At 71.0% G+C, this 17,297-nt stretch carries 14 protein-coding genes and 1 tRNA gene; 13 read left to right on the forward strand and 2 right to left on the reverse strand.

What is annotated here, in order from left to right:
• Positions 1-21 precede the first annotated feature (21 nt).
• Positions 22-957 carry a phosphodiesterase gene (locus tag JNB62_RS07060; protein WP_220300157.1) on the forward strand — a complete coding sequence of 312 codons (936 nt, stop codon included), beginning with the start codon at positions 22-24 and terminating at the stop codon, positions 955-957.
• On the opposite strand, the gene JNB62_RS07065 is transcribed toward JNB62_RS07060, so the two are convergent.
• On the reverse strand, positions 881-2,491 hold the full coding sequence (locus JNB62_RS07065) for a stealth conserved region 3 domain-containing protein (RefSeq protein ID WP_220300158.1): 1,611 nt from the start codon (positions 2,489-2,491) through the stop codon (positions 881-883). The two genes, JNB62_RS07060 and JNB62_RS07065, sit on opposite strands and share 77 nt — an antisense overlap.
• A 180-nt stretch (positions 2,492-2,671) precedes the next feature.
• Between JNB62_RS07065 and JNB62_RS07070 the strand changes: the two genes are divergently transcribed.
• The 8 genes from JNB62_RS07070 to JNB62_RS07105 all read left to right on the forward strand — a co-directional run bounded on the left by JNB62_RS07070 (position 2,672) and on the right by JNB62_RS07105 (position 11,308).
• Positions 2,672-3,739: an aldo/keto reductase gene (locus JNB62_RS07070; protein ID WP_220300159.1), complete on the forward strand. Its 1,068-nt coding sequence runs from the start codon at positions 2,672-2,674 to the stop codon at positions 3,737-3,739.
• Complete coding sequence (locus JNB62_RS07075) at positions 3,736-4,665, forward strand: 4-(cytidine 5'-diphospho)-2-C-methyl-D-erythritol kinase (protein ID WP_220300160.1); 930 nt, start codon at positions 3,736-3,738, stop codon at positions 4,663-4,665. Before JNB62_RS07070 ends, JNB62_RS07075 begins: the two co-directional genes overlap by 4 nt.
• A gap of 40 nt (positions 4,666-4,705) precedes the next feature.
• Complete coding sequence (locus JNB62_RS07080) at positions 4,706-6,091, forward strand: GNAT family N-acetyltransferase (protein WP_220300161.1); 1,386 nt, start codon at positions 4,706-4,708, stop codon at positions 6,089-6,091.
• 39 nt (positions 6,092-6,130) lie between these two features.
• Positions 6,131-7,930 carry an ABC-F family ATP-binding cassette domain-containing protein gene (locus JNB62_RS07085; protein WP_220300162.1) on the forward strand — a complete coding sequence of 600 codons (1,800 nt, stop codon included), beginning with the start codon at positions 6,131-6,133 and terminating at the stop codon, positions 7,928-7,930.
• A 1-nt stretch (position 7,931) separates the two neighbouring features.
• Positions 7,932-8,768: a phosphotransferase gene (locus JNB62_RS07090; protein WP_220300163.1), complete on the forward strand. Its 837-nt coding sequence runs from the start codon at positions 7,932-7,934 to the stop codon at positions 8,766-8,768.
• Between the two features lie 19 nt (positions 8,769-8,787).
• On the forward strand, positions 8,788-9,420 hold the full coding sequence (locus JNB62_RS07095) for an HAD family hydrolase (RefSeq protein ID WP_220300164.1): 633 nt from the start codon (positions 8,788-8,790) through the stop codon (positions 9,418-9,420).
• Positions 9,413-9,883, forward strand: coding sequence for an NUDIX hydrolase (locus tag JNB62_RS07100; protein ID WP_220300165.1), 471 nt, complete (start codon positions 9,413-9,415; stop codon positions 9,881-9,883). Before JNB62_RS07095 ends, JNB62_RS07100 begins: the two co-directional genes overlap by 8 nt.
• A gap of 144 nt (positions 9,884-10,027) precedes the next feature.
• The gene (locus JNB62_RS07105; protein WP_220300166.1) at positions 10,028-11,308 is read left to right on the forward strand and encodes an HNH endonuclease signature motif containing protein; all 1,281 of its coding nucleotides are present in this window, start codon (positions 10,028-10,030) and stop codon (positions 11,306-11,308) included.
• A 17-nt stretch (positions 11,309-11,325) separates the two neighbouring features.
• Here the strand turns inward: JNB62_RS07105 and JNB62_RS07110 are convergent, their stop codons facing one another.
• The gene (locus JNB62_RS07110; RefSeq protein ID WP_220300167.1) at positions 11,326-11,832 is read right to left on the reverse strand and encodes a MarR family winged helix-turn-helix transcriptional regulator; all 507 of its coding nucleotides are present in this window, start codon (positions 11,830-11,832) and stop codon (positions 11,326-11,328) included.
• A gap of 82 nt (positions 11,833-11,914) precedes the next feature.
• On the opposite strand from JNB62_RS07110, the gene JNB62_RS07115 reads away from it, so the two are divergent.
• The 4 genes from JNB62_RS07115 to JNB62_RS07130 all read left to right on the forward strand — a co-directional run bounded on the left by JNB62_RS07115 (position 11,915) and on the right by JNB62_RS07130 (position 17,272).
• Positions 11,915-11,986: transfer RNA gene (locus JNB62_RS07115), tRNA-Gln, on the forward strand.
• A 1-nt stretch (position 11,987) separates the two neighbouring features.
• Positions 11,988-13,448 carry a bifunctional UDP-N-acetylglucosamine diphosphorylase/glucosamine-1-phosphate N-acetyltransferase GlmU gene (gene glmU / locus JNB62_RS07120; protein WP_220300168.1) on the forward strand — a complete coding sequence of 487 codons (1,461 nt, stop codon included), beginning with the start codon at positions 11,988-11,990 and terminating at the stop codon, positions 13,446-13,448.
• Positions 13,423-14,457, forward strand: coding sequence for a ribose-phosphate diphosphokinase (locus JNB62_RS07125; protein WP_223230990.1), 1,035 nt, complete (start codon positions 13,423-13,425; stop codon positions 14,455-14,457). The genes glmU and JNB62_RS07125 overlap by 26 nt, the downstream gene beginning before the upstream one ends.
• Before the next feature lie 52 nt (positions 14,458-14,509).
• Positions 14,510-17,272, forward strand: coding sequence for an HAD-IC family P-type ATPase (locus tag JNB62_RS07130; RefSeq protein WP_220300169.1), 2,763 nt, complete (start codon positions 14,510-14,512; stop codon positions 17,270-17,272).
• The last annotated feature ends 25 nt before the right edge of the window (positions 17,273-17,297 follow it).

Raw genomic sequence — 17,297 nt, forward strand, 5'->3', positions numbered from 1 at the left:
GGCGGACCGGAGTCATCAGCCATGCGCACCGCCGAGTACCCGGCCCCCGAACGCGTCCTGCTCCACCTGAGCGACACCCATCTGCGCGCCCCGTCGACGCCCCAGCTGTTCGGCACGGTCGACGGCGAGGAGCACCTGGCCTCGGCCCTGCGCGTCATCGAGTCCAGCGGCGTGCGGCCGCATGCCGTCGTCTTCACCGGCGACCTCGTCGACCTCGGCGAGCCCCTCGCGTATGAGCGCCTGCGGGCCCTCGTCGAGCCCTTCGCCGAGCGGATCGGCGCGCGCGTCCTGTGGGTCATGGGCAACCACGACGACCGCGCCGCCTTCCGCCCGGCCCTGCTGCACGAGGCCGCCGACCTGCGCCCCGTCGACCGCGTCGACGAACTGGACGGGCTGCGCGTCGTCACGCTCGACACGACCGTCCCCGGTCATCACCACGGCGAGCTGCGCGACGAGCAGCTCGCCTGGCTCGCCGACGTGCTCGCCACGCCGGCGCCGCTCGGCACGATCCTCGCGATGCACCACCCGCCGGTGCCGAGCGTGCTGCCGCTCGCGGCGAGCGTCGAGCTGCGCGACCAGGCCCGACTGGCCGACGTGCTGCACGGCACCGACGTGCGCGGCATCATCGCGGGGCACCTGCACTACTCGACGTTCGCGACGTTCGCGGGGATCCCCGTGTCGGTCGCGTCCTCGACGTGCTACGCGCAGGATCTCACCGTCCCGGTCGGCGGCACGCGGCCCCAGGACGGCGCGCGGGCGTTCAACCTCGTGCACGTCTACGACCGGACGGTGGTCCACTCCGTCGTGCCCATCGACGTCCCCCGCACGCTGGAGCACATCGACGCCGACGAGTCGCGGCGCCGCCTGCGGGCGGCCGGCGTCATGCCGGCGGGTGCGGGGGCGCCGATCGCCGGACGGAGGGATGCGCCGACCGCGCCGATTCCCGTGCTTCGCTGAGCTCGTCGCGCTCCCACGGCGCCCGCACCGGGAACATGCGCTCCAGCGCTGCGCGGATCGCCTGCACCCGGATCTCTTCGGGCACCTCGGACTCTCCGCCGTCGTTGAGGCAGAACATGTCGGCGTCACGACGTTCGGCGAGCCGCTCCATCAGTCGCACCCCCGACGCCATGGTCGTCTGCGCGTACCGAACGCGGGGGGCCCTGGTCGCCACGGCGCGTCCCGTCAGGAGCGCGTAGTAGTGATACAGGCTGTTGGTCACCGAGATGTCGGTCGCGGAGCGGAAACGGGATGCCGCGGTCCGCGCGAACTCGTCGGGGAAGGTCTCTTCGAGCTCGGTCATGACGCTCTTGCGCAGCGGCGCCGCGCAGTGCTCGAGGTCTCGCACGATGGTGCGCCCGAAGCGCTCGCGCAGGAGGGCGCGGTTCACGCGCAGTCCGTTGTCGTGGCCGCTGCGGTGCAGCGCCGGCTCGCCGGTGCCGATGCGGACCTCGCACTCGACGAACTTCGTCACCCCGCCGGGCGTGAAGAACATCTCGGGCTCGACCGCCCGGCCGAAGAACATGTCGTCGTTGGAGTACAGGAAGTGCTCGGCGAGGCCCGGGATGCGGTGCAGCTGCGCCTCGACGGCGTGCGAGTTGTGCGTCGGCAGCACGGACGGGTCGGCGAAGAACTCCTCGCTGCGAACGATCGTGACCTTCGGGTGGTCGAGCAGCCACGCCGGCGTCGGGGAATCGGTGGCGATGAAGATGCGCCGGATCCATGGCGCGTGCATGTGCACGCTGCGCAGTGCGTAGCGCAGCTCGTCGACCTGCCGGTAGCGCGCGGGGCCGTCGTCGCCGTCTCCGACGCGATAGGCCGCCAGCTGTGCGGCGCGCTGCCGCTGGAACTCGCTGGACGATCCGTCGACCCACGAGAAGACGATGTCGACGTCCTCGGTGAACTCCAGCGGGTGCGGGTCGAACATGCCGGCGATCGTTCGCCATGTCCTCCCGTACCGCTCGACATCGGCGAACTCCACGTCCTCGACGGGCGTCTGCCGTCGCATGAGAGCGTTGTCGCGCGGGGCGCGGACCATGTCGGACCCGAAGCGCCAGAACTCCAGCGCGACGCCGAGCGAGGGCCCGTAGCGGAGCGAGCCGGACGCGGTGATGCGCGGGCGGTAGAGGCGGACGAAGGAGGGGCCCGCGCTCACCGGCTCGGCATCGCACACGAGCACGGGCGCTCGCCCCTTCGCCTTGAGGTGGAGCGGCTCGCGCGTGCACACGGCTGCGAGGGCCGCCAGGGCGGCCTTCCGCCGGCGCGCGTCGACGACGAGTGCGGGCTGCGACCGGCCGTGACGGATCAGCAGCAGGTCGATGCCCGCCGCCTCGAGGGTCTCGGCCACCAGCAGCAGATCGGCCTCGCGCGCCTCATGCGGCGCGATGTCGTCGTGCACGAGGTGCAGGATGCCGCGGTCGATCACGATGTCGCCGCGGTCGAGGAGCACGCTCGAGGGTGCGGCGGTGTGCGACAGCGCAGACAAGAGCGTCATGCGTACCTCCTTCTGGCGGTCCGGCCGGGGCGGCGACGATGCGCCGGTGAGGACACGATAGAGAGGCTCCGTTACGACGACGTTTCCGGAGGTCCCCATTGACAACGACGTTCACGATGTGCATCCGGCGCCCGCGGTCGTGTCACTGCGAACGGCGGCCGACGCCGATAGCCTGGACCGGTGACCGAAGACGACCGCTACCTGTCCCGCGGCGGAGACCTCCACCGCCCCTACACCGCCGCCGACGACCGCTATGTCGGCTCCGACTTCCGCCGCGTCGGCACCTCGGGTCTCACGCTCCCGCCCGTGTCGCTCGGCCTGTGGTGGAACTTCGGCGACAACATCCCCTTCGACAACCAGCGCGCCCTTCTGCGTCACGCGTTCGACCGCGGCATCACGCACTTCGACCTGGCGAACAACTACGGTCCCCCCTACGGCACCGCCGAGACCAACTTCGGCCGCATGATGCGCGAGGACTTCGCGCCGTACCGCGACGAGCTCATCATCTCGTCGAAGGCCGGGTACGACATGTGGCACGGCCCCTACGGCAACGGCGGGTCGCGCAAGTACCTCATCGCCAGCGCCGAGCAGTCGCTCACGCGCATGAGCATCGACTACGTCGACATCTTCTACTCGCACCGCGTCGACCCCGACGTCCCCGTCGAAGAGACGGTCGGCGCCCTCGACACCCTCGTCCGCCAGGGCAAGGCGCTCTACGTCGGCATCTCGTCCTACAGCGCGGAGCGCACCGCCGAAGCCGCCGCCGTCGCCCGCTCGCTGGGCACGCCGCTGGTCATCCACCAGCCGGCGTACTCGATCCTCAACCGCTGGGTCGAGGACGGCCTCACGGGTGTGCTGAAGCAGGAGGGCATGGGGGCCATCGCGTTCACCCCGCTCGCGCAGGGCCTGCTCACCGACAAGTACCTCGGCGGCGGGACCGCCGAGCGCGCGCAGCAGCGCGGATCGCTGCCGAAGGGCCCGCTCAGCGAGAAGGGGCTCGCCACGCTCCGCGCCCTCGACGTGATCGCGAAGGAGCGAGGGCAGTCGCTGGCCCAGATGGCGATCCAGTGGGTGCTGCGCGACCCGGTGGTGGCCTCGGCGCTCATCGGCGCGTCGCGTCCGGCCCAGCTGGACGAGAACCTCAAGGCGCTGGACGGCCCCGCCTTCACGACGGAGGAGCAGGAGCGCATCGACGCCCTGTCGGACGGCATCGACGTGGACCTCTGGGCGGAATCGGCGAACCGGTGAGTCAGGCTCTCGCCGCCGAGGGCGTCCGCGTGCGGGCGCCCGGCAAGCTCAACCTCTTCTTCGAGGTCGGCGGCGTGCAGGACGACGGGTACCACGACGTCGCGTCCGCGTACCAGGCGGTGTCGCTGTTCGAGGACGTCTGGGCCTCGCCGTCCGACGAGTTCACGGTGTCGATCTCGGGCACGGTCGACGTCTCGGGGGTGCCCGCCGACGACCGCAACCTCGCGGTGCGCGCCGCCCGGCTGGTCGCCCAGCGCATCGGTCACGCCGGCGGAGTGCACCTCGACATCGTCAAGCATGTCCCGGTGGCGGGCGGCATGGGCGGAGGATCCGCGGATGCCGCCGCCGCCCTCGTCGCGTGCGATGCCCTGTGGGGGGCCGAGCTGGGCACCGCCGAGCTGCACAAGCTCGCGGCGCGGCTCGGAGCGGACGTGCCCTTCGCGCTCATGGGCGGCACGGCGATCGGCACCGGTCGCGGGGATCAGCTGAGCCCTGCCTTGGCGAAGGGGCGCTTCGACTGGGTCGTGGTGCCCTCGGACGCCGGGCTGTCGACGCCCGAGGTCTACACGCACCTCGACGAGCTGCGACGGCGCCCCGACATCGGCACCTCGAACGCGGTGCCCGAGGTGGCCGCCGGCGTGCTGCACGCGCTGCGTGCCGGCGATCCGATCGCGCTCGCCGAGCACACGCGCAACGACCTGCAGCTCGCGGCGCTGTCGCTGCGGCCCGAGCTGCGCGAAGCGCTGGAGCTGGGCGAGGAGTCCGGCGCGCTCGCGGGCATGGTGTCGGGGTCGGGCCCTACACTGGCGTTCCTGACCGTCGACCCCGAGTCGGCGCTGGAGCTGCAGATCACGCTGTCTGCGGCGGGGTACGAGGCGCTTCACGTGCACGGACCCGTCGCGGGCGCACGTGTGGTGCCGGCCTGAGCCGCCGGCATCCCTGTCCACGTCTTCGAGAGGAACACCTATGAGCACGTCCGAGATCGCCTCGCAGGGCGCGTCGGAGTCCGACCGCGCGGCGTTCCGTGCCGGCCCCGTCGACGAGGAGTCGCGCCTGCGGCTGGCCGATGGCGGTCTCGACTACCGCCGCGTCGCCGTCGACGGCGACGACTACGCGGCCTGGCTGCAGTCCGCGGCGCGAGGGTTCCAGGACGGTGAGCGGTCGCCCGAGCAGGTCGCCGCCTCCCGCGAGCGCAGCGGCTACCGGCGCGTGACCGGCGTGTACGACCCGCAGGCGCCCATGGCAGAGGCCCCCGTCGCGACGATCGCGTCGTGGATCGCCGAGCTCAGCGTTCCCGGCGGCGCCGTGATCCCGTCGTGCGCGATCTCGTCCGTCACGGTCGCGCCCACGCATCGCCGCCGCGGCGTCGCCCGGGCGATGCTCGAGGGCGAGCTGCGCGCGACGCGCGACGCGGGTGTGCCCGTGGCGATGCTGACGGTCAGCGAGTCGCCGCTGTACGGGCGCTACGGCTTCGCTCCCGCGGCCGCCGCGGCCGCGTGGAAGATCGAGACGAAGCGCGCCGCGTGGATCGGCCCCCGGCCGGACGGCCGCGTCGACTTCATCCCGCGCGATCGTGTGCGGCAGCTCATGCCGGTGCTGCACGAGCGCATCCGGCACCGCACCGCGGGCGAGATCGACATCGCGGCGAGCTTCTGGGACCTCTTCGCCGGCACCAACCCCGCCGCCGAGCGCACGGGCGAGAAGCGCGCGATCCAGTACACCGACGCTTCCGGTGAGGTCCGGGGCGCCGCCGTCTACGCCGTGCGTGAGAACGAGGCCGACTTCACGAAGGGCACCGTGAGCGTGCACTACCTCGTGGCAGAGACCGACGACGCGTACGCGGCGCTGTGGCGCTTCCTGCTCGAGCTCGACCTCGTCGCCGAGGTCGACGCCGAGAACCTGGCGGTGGACGAGCGGCTCCTGTGGATGATCGCCGACCAGCGCGCGGCGAAGATCACCGTGCGCGATCACCAGTACGTCCGGATCCTCGACGTGGTCGCTGCGCTAGAGACGCGCCGTTTCGGCGCCTCGGACCGGCTCGTGCTCGACGTCTCGGATCCGCTCGGCATCGCCGCGGGTCGCTACCTTCTCGAGACCGCCGCGGACGGGACCGGTCGCGTCCGGCGCGTCGACGACGGCGAGCAGGTGGATGCCGTCCTCCTGACGCTCGGCATCGCGGAGCTGTCGGCGACCTACCTCGGCGGCGTGTCGGTCGCGACCCTGGCCGCGGCGGGCCGCGTCACCGTGCACGATACCGCCGGGGGTGCGGCATCCACGTCGTCCGAGGCCGTCGCGACGGCGAGCCGCGTGCTCGGGTGGCACACGGCGCCGCGCCTCAGCATCTGGTACTGACCGTGACGGGATGCCGCGTCGCCTAGCCTGGAAGGCGACATGGCACATCTTCTGGGGGCCGAGGCCCTGCACCTGGAGTTCCCGACCAAGGTCGTCTTCGACCGCGTGTCGCTCGGCATCGACGAAGGCGATCGCATCGGCGTCGTCGGCCGCAACGGTGACGGCAAGAGCTCGCTGCTGGCGATGCTGGCGGGCAGGCTCTCGCCGGACGGCGGTCGCGTGACGGTGCGCGGCGGCGTCCGCGTCGGCGTGCTCGACCAGGCCGACACGCTCGACGATGCGCTGACGATCCGCGAGGCCGTCGTGGGGGACCGCCCCGACCACGAGTGGGCGGGCGATGCCCGTGCGCGCGACGTCATCGCCGGTCTGCTCGGGGACCTCGACTGGGACGGCCCGGTGGCGGGCCTCTCCGGCGGCCAGCGACGCCGCGTGGCGCTGGCCGCGCTGCTGGTCGGCGATCACGATGTGCTGTTCCTCGACGAGCCGACGAACCATCTCGACGTCGAGGCGATCGCGTGGCTGGCCGATCACATCAAGCGCCGGTGGCCCGCGAACCAGGGCGGCCTGCTCGTGGTGACGCACGACCGGTGGTTCCTCGACGAGGTGTGCAACACGACGTGGGAGGTGCACGACCGCATCGTCGAGCCGTTCGAGGGCGGCTATGCGGCGTACATCCTTCAGCGCGTCGAGCGCGATCGCCAGGCCGCGGTCATCGAGCAGCGCCGGCAGAACCTCGCCCGCAAGGAGCTCGCGTGGCTGCGACGCGGCGCGCCCGCGCGGACGTCGAAGCCCAAGTTCCGCATCGACGCCGCGAACGTGCTGATCGCCGACGTGCCCGAAATCCGGAATGCGACCGAACTGCGCTCGCTCGCGGTGTCGCGGCTCGGCAAGGACGTGGTCGACCTGCTCGACGCGGCAGTGTCCTACGGCGGCCGCGAAGTGCTGCATCCCGTCGAGTGGCGCATCGCGCCGGGGGAGCGCACCGGCATCCTCGGCGTCAACGGCGCCGGCAAGTCGACGCTGCTCGGACTCGTAGCGGGCGACGTCGAGCCCACCTCCGGGCGGGTCAAGCGCGGCAAGACCGTCAAGGTCGCGACGCTCACGCAGCGCCTCGATGAGCTCGAGGAGCACCTGGACGATCCCGTGCGCGTCGTCATCTCGCGGCTGCGCACGACGTACACCTTCGGCAGCGGCTCGAAGGCGCAGGAGCTCACGCCCGGACAGCTCCTGGAGAGCATGGGGTTCCAGAGCGCGCAGCTCTCGACCCCCGTCAAGGATCTCTCGGGCGGCCAGAAGCGTCGCCTGCAGCTGCTGCTGATCCTCCTCGAGCAGCCGAACGTGCTGATCCTCGACGAGCCGACGAACGACCTCGACACCGACATGCTCGCGGCCATCGAAGACCTGCTGGACTCGTGGCCCGGCACGCTCCTCGTCGTCTCGCACGACCGCTACTTCATCGAGCGGGTGACCGACCAGCAGTACGCGATCCTCGACGGACACCTCCGTCACCTCCCCGGTGGCGTCGACGAGTACCTGCGACTGCGGGCCCGTTCGTTGAGCGAGCAGGCCGAGGCGAAGGTGGATGCCGCGGCCCCCGCATCCACGTCCCCCTCGCTGTCGGGAGCAGAGCTGCGCGCCGCACAGAAAGAGGTGGCCGCGCTGGAGCGGCGCCTGGAGAAGCTCGAGTCGCAGATCGACGCCGCGCGCACCGCGCTGGCCGACCACGACCAGTCCGACTACGTCGGCCTCGGGGTGGAGATGGCGCGCATCGCCGACCTGGAGAAGGAGCGCGACGGCGTCGAGGAACGCTGGTTCGAGCTCACCGAGCAGATCGGCTGACGTGGGCCGCACGCTCGCCGGACTGCCCGGCGCGGTGTTCGAGGAGCTGTCGACGGCCTTTCCTGACGCCGATCTCCGACGGGCGCGCTGGCAGAACGGCGCCTTCCATTTCGTCGCGCTGTGCGATGCATCGGTCGTGGTGCGGGTGCGAGTGGGCGGCGATCACCATGCCGCGGTGACTCGAGAGGTCGACGCTATGCGATGGTTCTCGCGGCTCCCGCTGGCGGCTCGCACGCCGGGCGTCCAGCGCGGTCCGGTCGACGGCGGCGGATGGTCGGCGTTCTCGTGCGATCTGATGCCGGGCGAACCCATGCGACCCGCCGACTGGCAGGACGACCGGGGTGTGCTGCTGCCCCTGCTGGAGGATCTCGCATCGGTCGTCCCGCCGCCGCTGCCGGCGTCGGACGGGTTGCGGGCGTGGTGCGGCGGGGAGAGGTGGCCAACGATCGTCGACGAGATCACCGCGGCGTGGACCAGGTCGTCGAGACGCGCTGCTCTCGCGGCGATGGAGGTCGTGCTGCAGGAAGCGCCCGAGGTGGCGGTCGCCGTGCACGGTGACTTCGGCCCACACAACGTCCTGCTCGGTCCGGCGGGAACCGCGCTCATCGATCCCGACAATGCCGGTGTCGGAGAGCCCGAGACCGATCTCGCACCTCTTCTGGGCTTCTACGCGCAGGATGACATCGCGCGCGACTTCTCGGCTGCGCGGATGCGCCGCGCAGCGGAGATCAAGCGCGTGCTTCCTCTGCAGGTCGCAGCCGCCGCGGAACTCGCCGCGGACGGTTCGCTGCGTGACCACGCACTGGGCAACTTCCTCCGGCGGGAGGCGCGTCGGTGACCCTCGGTACGCTGGCGCGATGAGGGTGAAGGCGGTGTGCTGGGACTGGAACGGCACCCTGCTCGATGATGTGGCGCGATGCCTGCGAGTGATGAATCTGGTGCTCGCCGAGTTCGGCAGGCCCGAGATCGCGGATGCCGTCGCATATCGCGCGGTGTTCCGCTTTCCGCTGGACCGGTTCCATGCGGATGTCGGCATCGAGTCCGCGGACTACCGGGCCGCCGTCGACCGGTACCTGGCGCTCCTGGCGGCAGACAGGACCGAGGTGGCGCTGCACGCGGGCGCACGGGAGGCGCTCGAGCGGGTGCATGCGCGAGGGATCGCGCAGGTCCTGGCATCGGCGACCCTGGCGCCGCTGCTGGATGCACAGCTCGGTCCGCACCGACTCACCGGCTCGTTCGACGAGATCCTCAGCATCACCGACGCCCATCGCGCTTCGAAGCAGGATGTGATCGAGGCATGGCTGTGGGCAACGGGCTTCGAGCCGGCCGACGTGCTGCTCATCGGCGACACCAACCATGATCTCGAGATCGCTCACGAGCTCGGGACGCGGTTCGTGCACTTCGAGGGAGGGCATCAGGTGCTCTCCGGCGAGGGGGACGTCGTGAGCATCCGCGCGCTGGGGGAGCTGGAGCGGGTTCTGGATGACTAGGTCGGCCGACGGGGAGGTGGTGCTCCACACCTACCCGGAGGCGCCGTGGCTTCCGCGCGGCGGCCGGGCGGACGTCATCCGTGGGACGACGCCGCCGACGCCGATGTGCCTGGTCCGCGTCCTCATCGTGAGCGGCGGGCACGCGTTCTGCGTGCGGCGGGACGGCGTGGGAAAGCTGGACCTCCTGACGCGGCTTGTCGACGCCGACGATCCCTTCGGGCATCGCGCGATCGGAGAGCTGATGGCGGAAGTCATCGGCCCCGATGGCCGGGCGCGGTTCGTCGGTGCAGTCCGGAACACCGTGGTGAGCGCAGCGCCCGACTATCCGTGGCCGACCCCGCTGGCGTACTTCGGTGTGTGGCGGGTCGAGGGGGTTCCGGTCGTGGACGGCGTGTGGCTGCCGTTGTGTGATGGGTCACCGCTGGCCGAGAGGCACTGGTTCCCGTTGGTCCGCGGGGTCTGACGGGGTCTACCGGCAGCGCGCCTTCGGTGGGCACGATCACTCGAGTGTCGGTGGTGGGTGATACGGGTGCGAGAGGGCGAAAACAGCTGGTAGAGAGCTCTTTTGGCTCTTGCGTGCGGCGAACATATGTTCTAAACTCGGTGCATGACCGAAACCTTGCTTCCGCCCCCGTCCGAGCGTGATGAAGAGTGGTTCGGGCCGGTGCCGGATGCGGTGGATCTGGTGGTGGAGACGGCGACGATGATGTCGGTGTTCGCGGCCGAGCGGTATGCGCGGATCGACGCGATGCGGCAGGAGGCGTTGGCTGCGGCTCGCCGGTTCGGGGCTGGTGAGGTGGAGCTCGTGGAGCGGTCGATCCGATTGGAGCTGGCGGCGGCGATGCGGGTGACGGAGTACGCTGCGGGCCGGTTGATCGTGGTGGCGGAGGCGTTGCGGGGTTCGTGTCGGGTGGCGTGGGAGTCGTTGGCTGGTGGCCGGATCACCGAGAAGCACGCTGAGGTGCTGGTCGACCTGCTGGGGGAGCTGGCTCCGGAGGAGCAGGCGGGGCTGGTGGGCGATGTCGTGTTGCTGGCGGAGGCGGAGCCGGTGGGCACGTTCCGGCGCAAGTTGCGGGACCGAATCGCCCGCGCGCGGGTGGAGAGTCTGGAGGACCGGTACCGAGCGGCGATGCAGACGCGGCGGGTGGTCGTGGAGCCGGTGGCCGATGGGCTCGGCGTGCTGCTCGCGTACGCGCCCGAGGTGGAGCTGCAGGCGATCTTCACGCGCGCGACCGCGATGGCCAAGGCCATCAAGGCGGCCGGTGATGAGCGCACGTTGGATCAGATCCGCGCCGATGTGGTGTGCGATCTGCTCATCGACGGGACCACGCAGCATGTTCCGGCGGCGGCCTCGGGGATCCGGGCGCAGGTCGTGGTCACCGTCCCGGCGCTGAGCCTGCTGGGGGAGGGTGGTTCCGCCGCGGAACTGCCGGTGGTGGAGGGTGTGGGCCCGGTTCCGGTGTCGCGGGCGCGGGAGTTGTGCGGTGGGGACGGCAAGTGGATGCGGGTGCTCACCCATCCCGAGACCGGAATGGTCCTCTCCGTCGGAAGAGACCGGTATGAACCGCCCGCGGCGCTGCGGCGGCTGGTGAAGTGGCGGGCCGACCGGTGCATGGCGCCGGGGTGTGTGATGCCCGCATCCCGGTGCGAGATCGACCACCAGATCAGGTGGACCGACGGCGGGCACACGAGCCTGGAGAACCACGCCCCGTTCTGCAAGGGCCACCACCTGGTCAAAGACAACACCGCCTGGCAGGTCAGGCAGGTGCCCTACTCGGGTGGCGTGATCGAGTGGACCTCACCCACCGGGCGCCGGTACCTCGTGAAGCCCGAACGCCGCGTCCCGGTCTTCACCGCGACAGCACGAGAACCCGCCCCGCCCTCCTGACGACGCCAGAGCGCGCGTCAGGCGCCGACGGCGTCGAATCCCAGGCTCAGTTTGCGCAGCAGCGCGGCGAGCCGGTCGCGATCGGCGCGCGAGAGCGACTCGAGCAGCAGGGCCTCGGCGTCCACGAGACGAGTGATCGCGGCATCCACCCGGATCCGGCCCTCGTCGGTGAGCGTCACGAGCACGCTGCGACCGTCGGCCGGGTCCGCCTCGCGCCGCACCAGCCGGCGTCCGACGAGACGGTCGATGCGGTTCGTCATCGTGCCGCTGGAGACGAGCGTCTGCTGCAGCAGCTGCTTGGGGCTGAGCTGGAAGGGGTCGCCGGCGCGCCGCAGAGCCGAGAGCACATCCCACTCCCACGGCTCGAGGTCACTGCGGCGGAAGGCGTCGCGTCGTGCCCGATCGAGGTGACGCGACAGTCGGTCGACGCGCGACAGCACGCCGAGCGGCGAGAAGTCGAGGTCGGGGCGCTGGGTGATCCACGCCTCGACGATGCGATCGACCTCGTCACTCTGCGCCGTCATCCGTCCATTATCGCGAGGGAGGGCCCCGTGCCGCGTCTGGCAGACTTGACGGGCGGGCTCCGGGCGACCGGACGTGCCGCGTTCCGCCGTGGTGTAACGGCAGCACGACAGCCTTTGGAGCTGTGAGGTTCAGGTTCGAATCCTGGCGGCGGAGCATGACCGACAACGCACTCGCCGTCATCGTCCTCGCCGCCGGCCAGGGCACGCGCATGAAGTCGTCGCTGCCGAAGGTGCTGCACCGCATCGGCGGGCAGCCGCTGGTCGGGCACGTGCTGAGCGCGGCCGCGGTGCTGAGCCCCGAGCGCACGCTCGTCGTGGTCCGCCACGAGCGCGACGTCGTGGCGGCCGCGATCGCCGACCTCGCGCCCGAGGCGTCCGTCGTCGACCAGGACGAGATCCCCGGCACCGGCCGCGCCGTCGAGCTCGCCCTCGACCAGCTCGCCGGATTCGACGGCGACGTCCTGGTGCTGTCGGGCGACTGCCCCCTCGTGGATGCCGACACGCTGGCGTCGTTCGTCGCCGCCCACCGCGCCGCGGATGCCGCCGTCACGCTCATGACGGCGGTCGTCGACGACGCGAACGGGTACGGCCGCATCGTCCGGGATGCCGGCGGCGACGTCGCCCGCATCGTCGAGCAGAAGGACGCCGACGACGACGAGCGCGCCATCCGCGAGATCAACGCCGGCATGTACGTGTTCCGTGCCGAGACGCTGCGCACCCACCTGCCCGCGATCGGCACCGACAACGCCCAGGCCGAGAAGTACCTCACCGATGTCGCGGGACTCGTGCGGCAGGAGGGCGGCCGGGTGGCGGCATCCGTCGTCGACGACGTCACCGTCACCTTCGGCGTCAACGACCGCGTGCAGCTGTCGGAGGTGGGTCGCCTGCTCAATGCACGTACGGTGCGCCGCTGGCAGCTCGAGGGCGTCACGGTCATCGACCCGGCCACGACGTGGATCGACGTCGACGTGACGCTCGCCCCCGATGTCACGGTGCTGCCGAACACCCACCTCCTGCGGGCGACGAAGGTCGCCGGCGGCGCGATCATCGGTCCCGACACGAGCCTCGTCGGCTGCGAGGTCGGCGAGGGCGCGACCATCACGCGCAGCGACGCGACCTTCGCGGTGTTCGGTGCGAAGGCGACGGTCGGCCCGTTCGCGTACGTGCGACCGGGCACCGAGCTCGGCGACAAGGGCAAGATCGGCACCTTCGTCGAGGTCAAGAACTCGACGATCGGCGAGGGCAGCAAGGTGCCCCACCTTTCGTACATCGGCGACACCACGATCGGCCGTCACGTGAACCTCGGCGCCGGCGCGATCACCGCCAACTACGACGACCTGACCAAGCACCGCACCGAGATCGGCGACGAGGTGCACTCCGGCTCGCACAACGTCTTCGTGGCGCCCGTTAGGATCGGAGACGGCGCGAAGACCGGGGCCGGGGCGGTCATCCGCAAGGATGTGCCCGCCGGTGCCCTCGCTCTGAGCGTCGCCCCTCAGCGCAACGTCGAGGGGTGGGTCGAGAAGAACAGACCGGGTACCGGGGCGGCGGATGTCGCAGCCCAGGCCCGCAGCGCACAGAAGGCGGACGATGGCGCGCAAGAAGAAGACCGTTGAGCTCGACCGGGCGAATGACATCGCCCCCGGGTTGGTCGCCAAGACCAAGAAGCGCCTCGTCGTCGCACGCGGCAGCTCCCACCCCGAGCTCGCGGCGCAGGTCGCCGAGCAGCTGAGCACCGAGCTCGTCCCCACCGAGTACCGCACCTTCGCCTCGGGCGAGATCCTGACCCGCTTCGAGGTCTCGATCCGAGGCTGCGACCTGTTCCTCATCCAGAGCTTCGGGCCCCCCGTCAACGAGTGGATGATGGAGACGCTCATCATGCTCGACGCCGCCAAGCGCGCGTCGGCCAAGCGCATCACCGTCGTCGCCCCGTACTTCCCGTACTCCCGCCAGGACAAGAAGGGCCGGGGCCGCGAGCCGATCAGTGCCCGCCTCGTCGCCGACCTCTTCAAGACCGCGGGCGCCGACCGCGTCATGAGCGTCGACCTGCACGCCGCGCAGATCCAGGGCTTCTTCGACGGACCGGTCGACCACCTGTTCGCCAAGCCCGTGCTGCTGGAGTACTTCGAGAACACCCTCAGCGCCGAAGACCGCGAGCGCCTCACCGTCGTGTCGCCCGACACCGGCCGCGTGCGCGTCGCCGACCAGTGGTCCGACAGCCTCGGAGCCCCGCTGGCGATCATCCACAAGCGCCGCGACCCGAACGTCGCGAACCAGGTCACCGTCAACGAGATCGTCGGTGCGGTGGACGGCCGCGTCTGCCTGCTCGTCGACGACATGATCGACACCGGCGGAACGATCGTGAAAGCCGCCGAGGCGCTCAAGGCGAACGGCGCGGTCAAGGTCATCGTCGCCGCCACGCACGCGATCTTCAGCGACCCGGCGGCGACCCGCCTGCAGAGCCCGGCGATCGACGAGGTCGTGGTGACCGACACGGTCCCGATCCCCGACGAGAAGCGCTTCTCGACGCTTACGATTCTGCCTATCGCCCCCTTGCTCGCACGTGCGATCCACGAGGTGTTCGAGGACGGCTCCGTCACCAGTATGTTCGACGGGGCCGCCTGACGCACCGAGCGGGATCGAGCGCACGGCGCGGCGACAGACGGACGGAGCATCGATGTCGCAGCCGCAGACCCCCGCACCGCTCACCGAGGCGCGCCTGACCGTGCCGCGTCCGTGGGCGCTGTCCACGGACGACGTCCTGACCCACCTGCAGACGGGCGGCGGGGGCCTCGAGGCCGGCGCGGCCGCACAACGTCTGCAGATCTCGGGGCCGAACCGGCTGCCGGAGCCCCCGCGCAAGCCCGCCGTCGTGCGGTTCCTCGCGCACTTCAACGACACGCTGATCTACATCCTGCTCGGCGCCGCCGTCATCAAGGCGGTCATGGGCGACTGGCTCGACTTCTGGGTCATCATGGCGGTCGCCGTCATCAACGCCGTGATCGGGTTCATCCAGGAGGGACGCGCTGAGAAGGCCCTCGCCGGGATCCGCGGGATGCTGTCGTCGGACGCCGCGGCCCGGCGGGACGGCCGGTGGGTCACGGTCGCGGCGGCCGAACTCGTGCCCGGTGACGTCGTGCGTCTCATGCCGGGCGACAAGGTGCCCGCCGACCTGCGGCTGCTGCAGGCGTTCCGGCTGCGCATCGACGAGGCGGCGCTGACGGGGGAGTCGGTGCCGTCGTCGAAGACCACCGAGCCCGTCCCGCCTGACGCGGGCGTGGGCGACCGCGGCTCCATGGCGTTCTCGGGCACCATCGTGAGTGCGGGGCAGGGGCAGGGTGTCGTCACCGCGACCGGCGTCGCGACCGAGATCGGCCGCATCCAGGCGCTCTCTGATGAGGCCGGGTCGCTCGCGACGCCGCTGACGCGTCAGCTCGACGGCTTCGGGCGTGTCCTGACGGTCGTCATCCTCGGCATGGCCGCAGTCATGCTCATGATCGGGCGCTTCCTGCATGGGATGCCGTTCGACGAGCTGATCTCGGCGACCATCGGCTTCGCCGTGGCGGCGATCCCCGAGGGCCTGCCGGCACTCGTGACCATCACGCTGGCGATCGGCGTTCAGCAGATGGCCCGCCACAACGCCATCACCCGCAAGCTGCCGGCGGTCGAAGCGCTCGGGTCGGTGACGACGGTGTGCTCCGACAAGACGGGCACCCTGACCAAGAACGAGATGACGGTGCGGCGGATCGTCACGCCCCTCCGCGAGTACGAGGTGTCGGGCCTCGGCTACTCGCCCGAGGGCTCCATCAGCCCCGCCGGCGCCGCGGACGAGGCTGCCGGATCCGGGGACCTCGCCGCGATCCTGTCGGTGGCCACGCTGTGCAACGACGCGCACATCGTGCAGGGCGACGACGGCAGGTGGTCGCTCGTCGGTGAGCCGACCGAGGGCGCGCTCAAGGTCGCCGCGATGAAGGGCGGCGTGGGATCCGCCGGCGGGCGGCGCGTCGCGGTGATCCCCTTCGACTCGGCGCACAAGCTCATGGCCACGCTCAACGAGGCGGCCAGGACCGGGGGCGGCGAGGGCGAGGTGTCGCGCGCGATCCTCGTGAAGGGGGCACCTGATCGGCTGCTGGAGCGCTCTCTCACGCAGCGCGGCGCGCACGGCTCCGAGACTCTCGACCTCGTGTTCTGGGAGCGCGCGCTCGACGAGCTAAGCTCGCAGGGCCTGCGCGTGCTGGCCGCCGCCCGCAAGCCGGTGCGCGCGACGATCGACGAGTTCGCGCTCGACGACCTCGTGGACCTGGAGTTCCTGGGACTGTGGGGCATCGTCGACCCGCCGCGCCCCGAGGCGATCGAGGCCATCGCCGACTGCCATGCGGCCGGCATCAGCGTCAAGATGATCACGGGCGATCACGCCGGCACGGCGCTCGCGATCGCGCACGAGATGGGCCTCGCCGGTCCTGACGCCGACGTGCTGACCGGCGTCGAGCTCGAGGCGCTCAGCCAGGAGCAGCTGCGCGAGGTGGTGCGCGAGGTCGACGTGTACGCGCGCACGAGCCCCGAGCACAAGATCCGCATCGTGCGCGCGCTGCAGTCGCACGGCGAGGTCGTCGCCATGACCGGCGACGGCGTCAACGACGCCCCCGCGCTCACCCGTGCGGACGTCGGCATCGCGATGGGCATCAAGGGCACCGAGGCGACCAAGGAGGCCGCCGAGTTCGTGCTGGCCGACGACAACTTCGCGACGATCCGCAGCGCGATCGCCGAGGGGCGCCGCATTTACGACAACCTGCGCAAGTCGATCGTGTTCCTGCTGCCGACCAACGGGGCGCAGTCGCTCGTGATCCTGGTGGCGGTCGTGTTCGGTCTCGCCCTTCCGGTGACGAGCGTGCAGGTGCTGTGGGTGAACATGGTGACGGCGGTGACGCTGTCGCTCGCGCTCGCCTACGAACCCGCCGAGCGCGGCATCATGCGGCGCCCGCCGCGCGCGAGCGGCGGCCCGATCATCGACCGGGGCGAGCTGGGGTTCGTGATCGTCGTGTCGCTTCTCATCGGCGGCGCGACGATGGGCGTCTTCTACGGCGTCGCGGCGACCGGCGCGGACGTGGCGGTCGCGCGCACCGAGGCGGTGCTGATGCTCGCGTTCGGGCAGCTCGCGTACCTGTTCAACTGCCGGTTCCTCTCGCGGTCCAGCCTCACGCTCGACGTGCTGCGCGGCAATCGGGCGGTGTGGTGGTCGGCGCTCGCGCTGATCGTCCTGCAGGTGATCTACACGTACGTGCCGTTCATGAACCTTCTGTTCGACTCGCGACCTCTGCCGGCGGCATCCTGGATCCTCCCCATCGCCGTCTCGATCGCGATCTTCCTCGCGGTCGAGGCCCTGAAGGCGGTGCGTGCGCGCTCATCGCGTAACCCGGCGACTCTCAAAGGCCGTTCATAGGACCGGTTGCGAGGATGCTTGCGGG

Source organism: Microbacterium jejuense (genome assembly GCF_019511665.1).
GTDB lineage: Bacteria > Actinomycetota > Actinomycetes > Actinomycetales > Microbacteriaceae > Microbacterium > Microbacterium jejuense_A.

Bases quoted from the DNA above. Each gene is read 5' to 3' on its own strand.
- JNB62_RS07060 (WP_220300157.1), top strand. From the start codon at position 22: ATGCGCACCGCCGAGTACCCGGCCCCCGAACGCGTCCTGCTCCACCTG.
- JNB62_RS07065 (WP_220300158.1), bottom strand. From the start codon at position 2,491: ATGACGCTCTTGTCTGCGCTGTCGCACACCGCCGCACCCTCGAGCGTG.
- JNB62_RS07080 (WP_220300161.1), top strand. From the start codon at position 4,706: ATGAGCACGTCCGAGATCGCCTCGCAGGGCGCGTCGGAGTCCGACCGC.
- JNB62_RS07085 (WP_220300162.1), top strand. From the start codon at position 6,131: ATGGCACATCTTCTGGGGGCCGAGGCCCTGCACCTGGAGTTCCCGACC.
- JNB62_RS07095 (WP_220300164.1), top strand. From the start codon at position 8,788: ATGAGGGTGAAGGCGGTGTGCTGGGACTGGAACGGCACCCTGCTCGAT.
- JNB62_RS07100 (WP_220300165.1), top strand. From the start codon at position 9,413: ATGACTAGGTCGGCCGACGGGGAGGTGGTGCTCCACACCTACCCGGAG.
- JNB62_RS07105 (WP_220300166.1), top strand. From the start codon at position 10,028: ATGACCGAAACCTTGCTTCCGCCCCCGTCCGAGCGTGATGAAGAGTGG.
- JNB62_RS07110 (WP_220300167.1), bottom strand. From the start codon at position 11,832: ATGACGGCGCAGAGTGACGAGGTCGATCGCATCGTCGAGGCGTGGATC.
- glmU (WP_220300168.1), top strand. From the start codon at position 11,988: ATGACCGACAACGCACTCGCCGTCATCGTCCTCGCCGCCGGCCAGGGC.
- JNB62_RS07125 (WP_223230990.1), top strand. From the start codon at position 13,423: ATGGCGCGCAAGAAGAAGACCGTTGAGCTCGACCGGGCGAATGACATC.
- JNB62_RS07130 (WP_220300169.1), top strand. From the start codon at position 14,510: ATGTCGCAGCCGCAGACCCCCGCACCGCTCACCGAGGCGCGCCTGACC.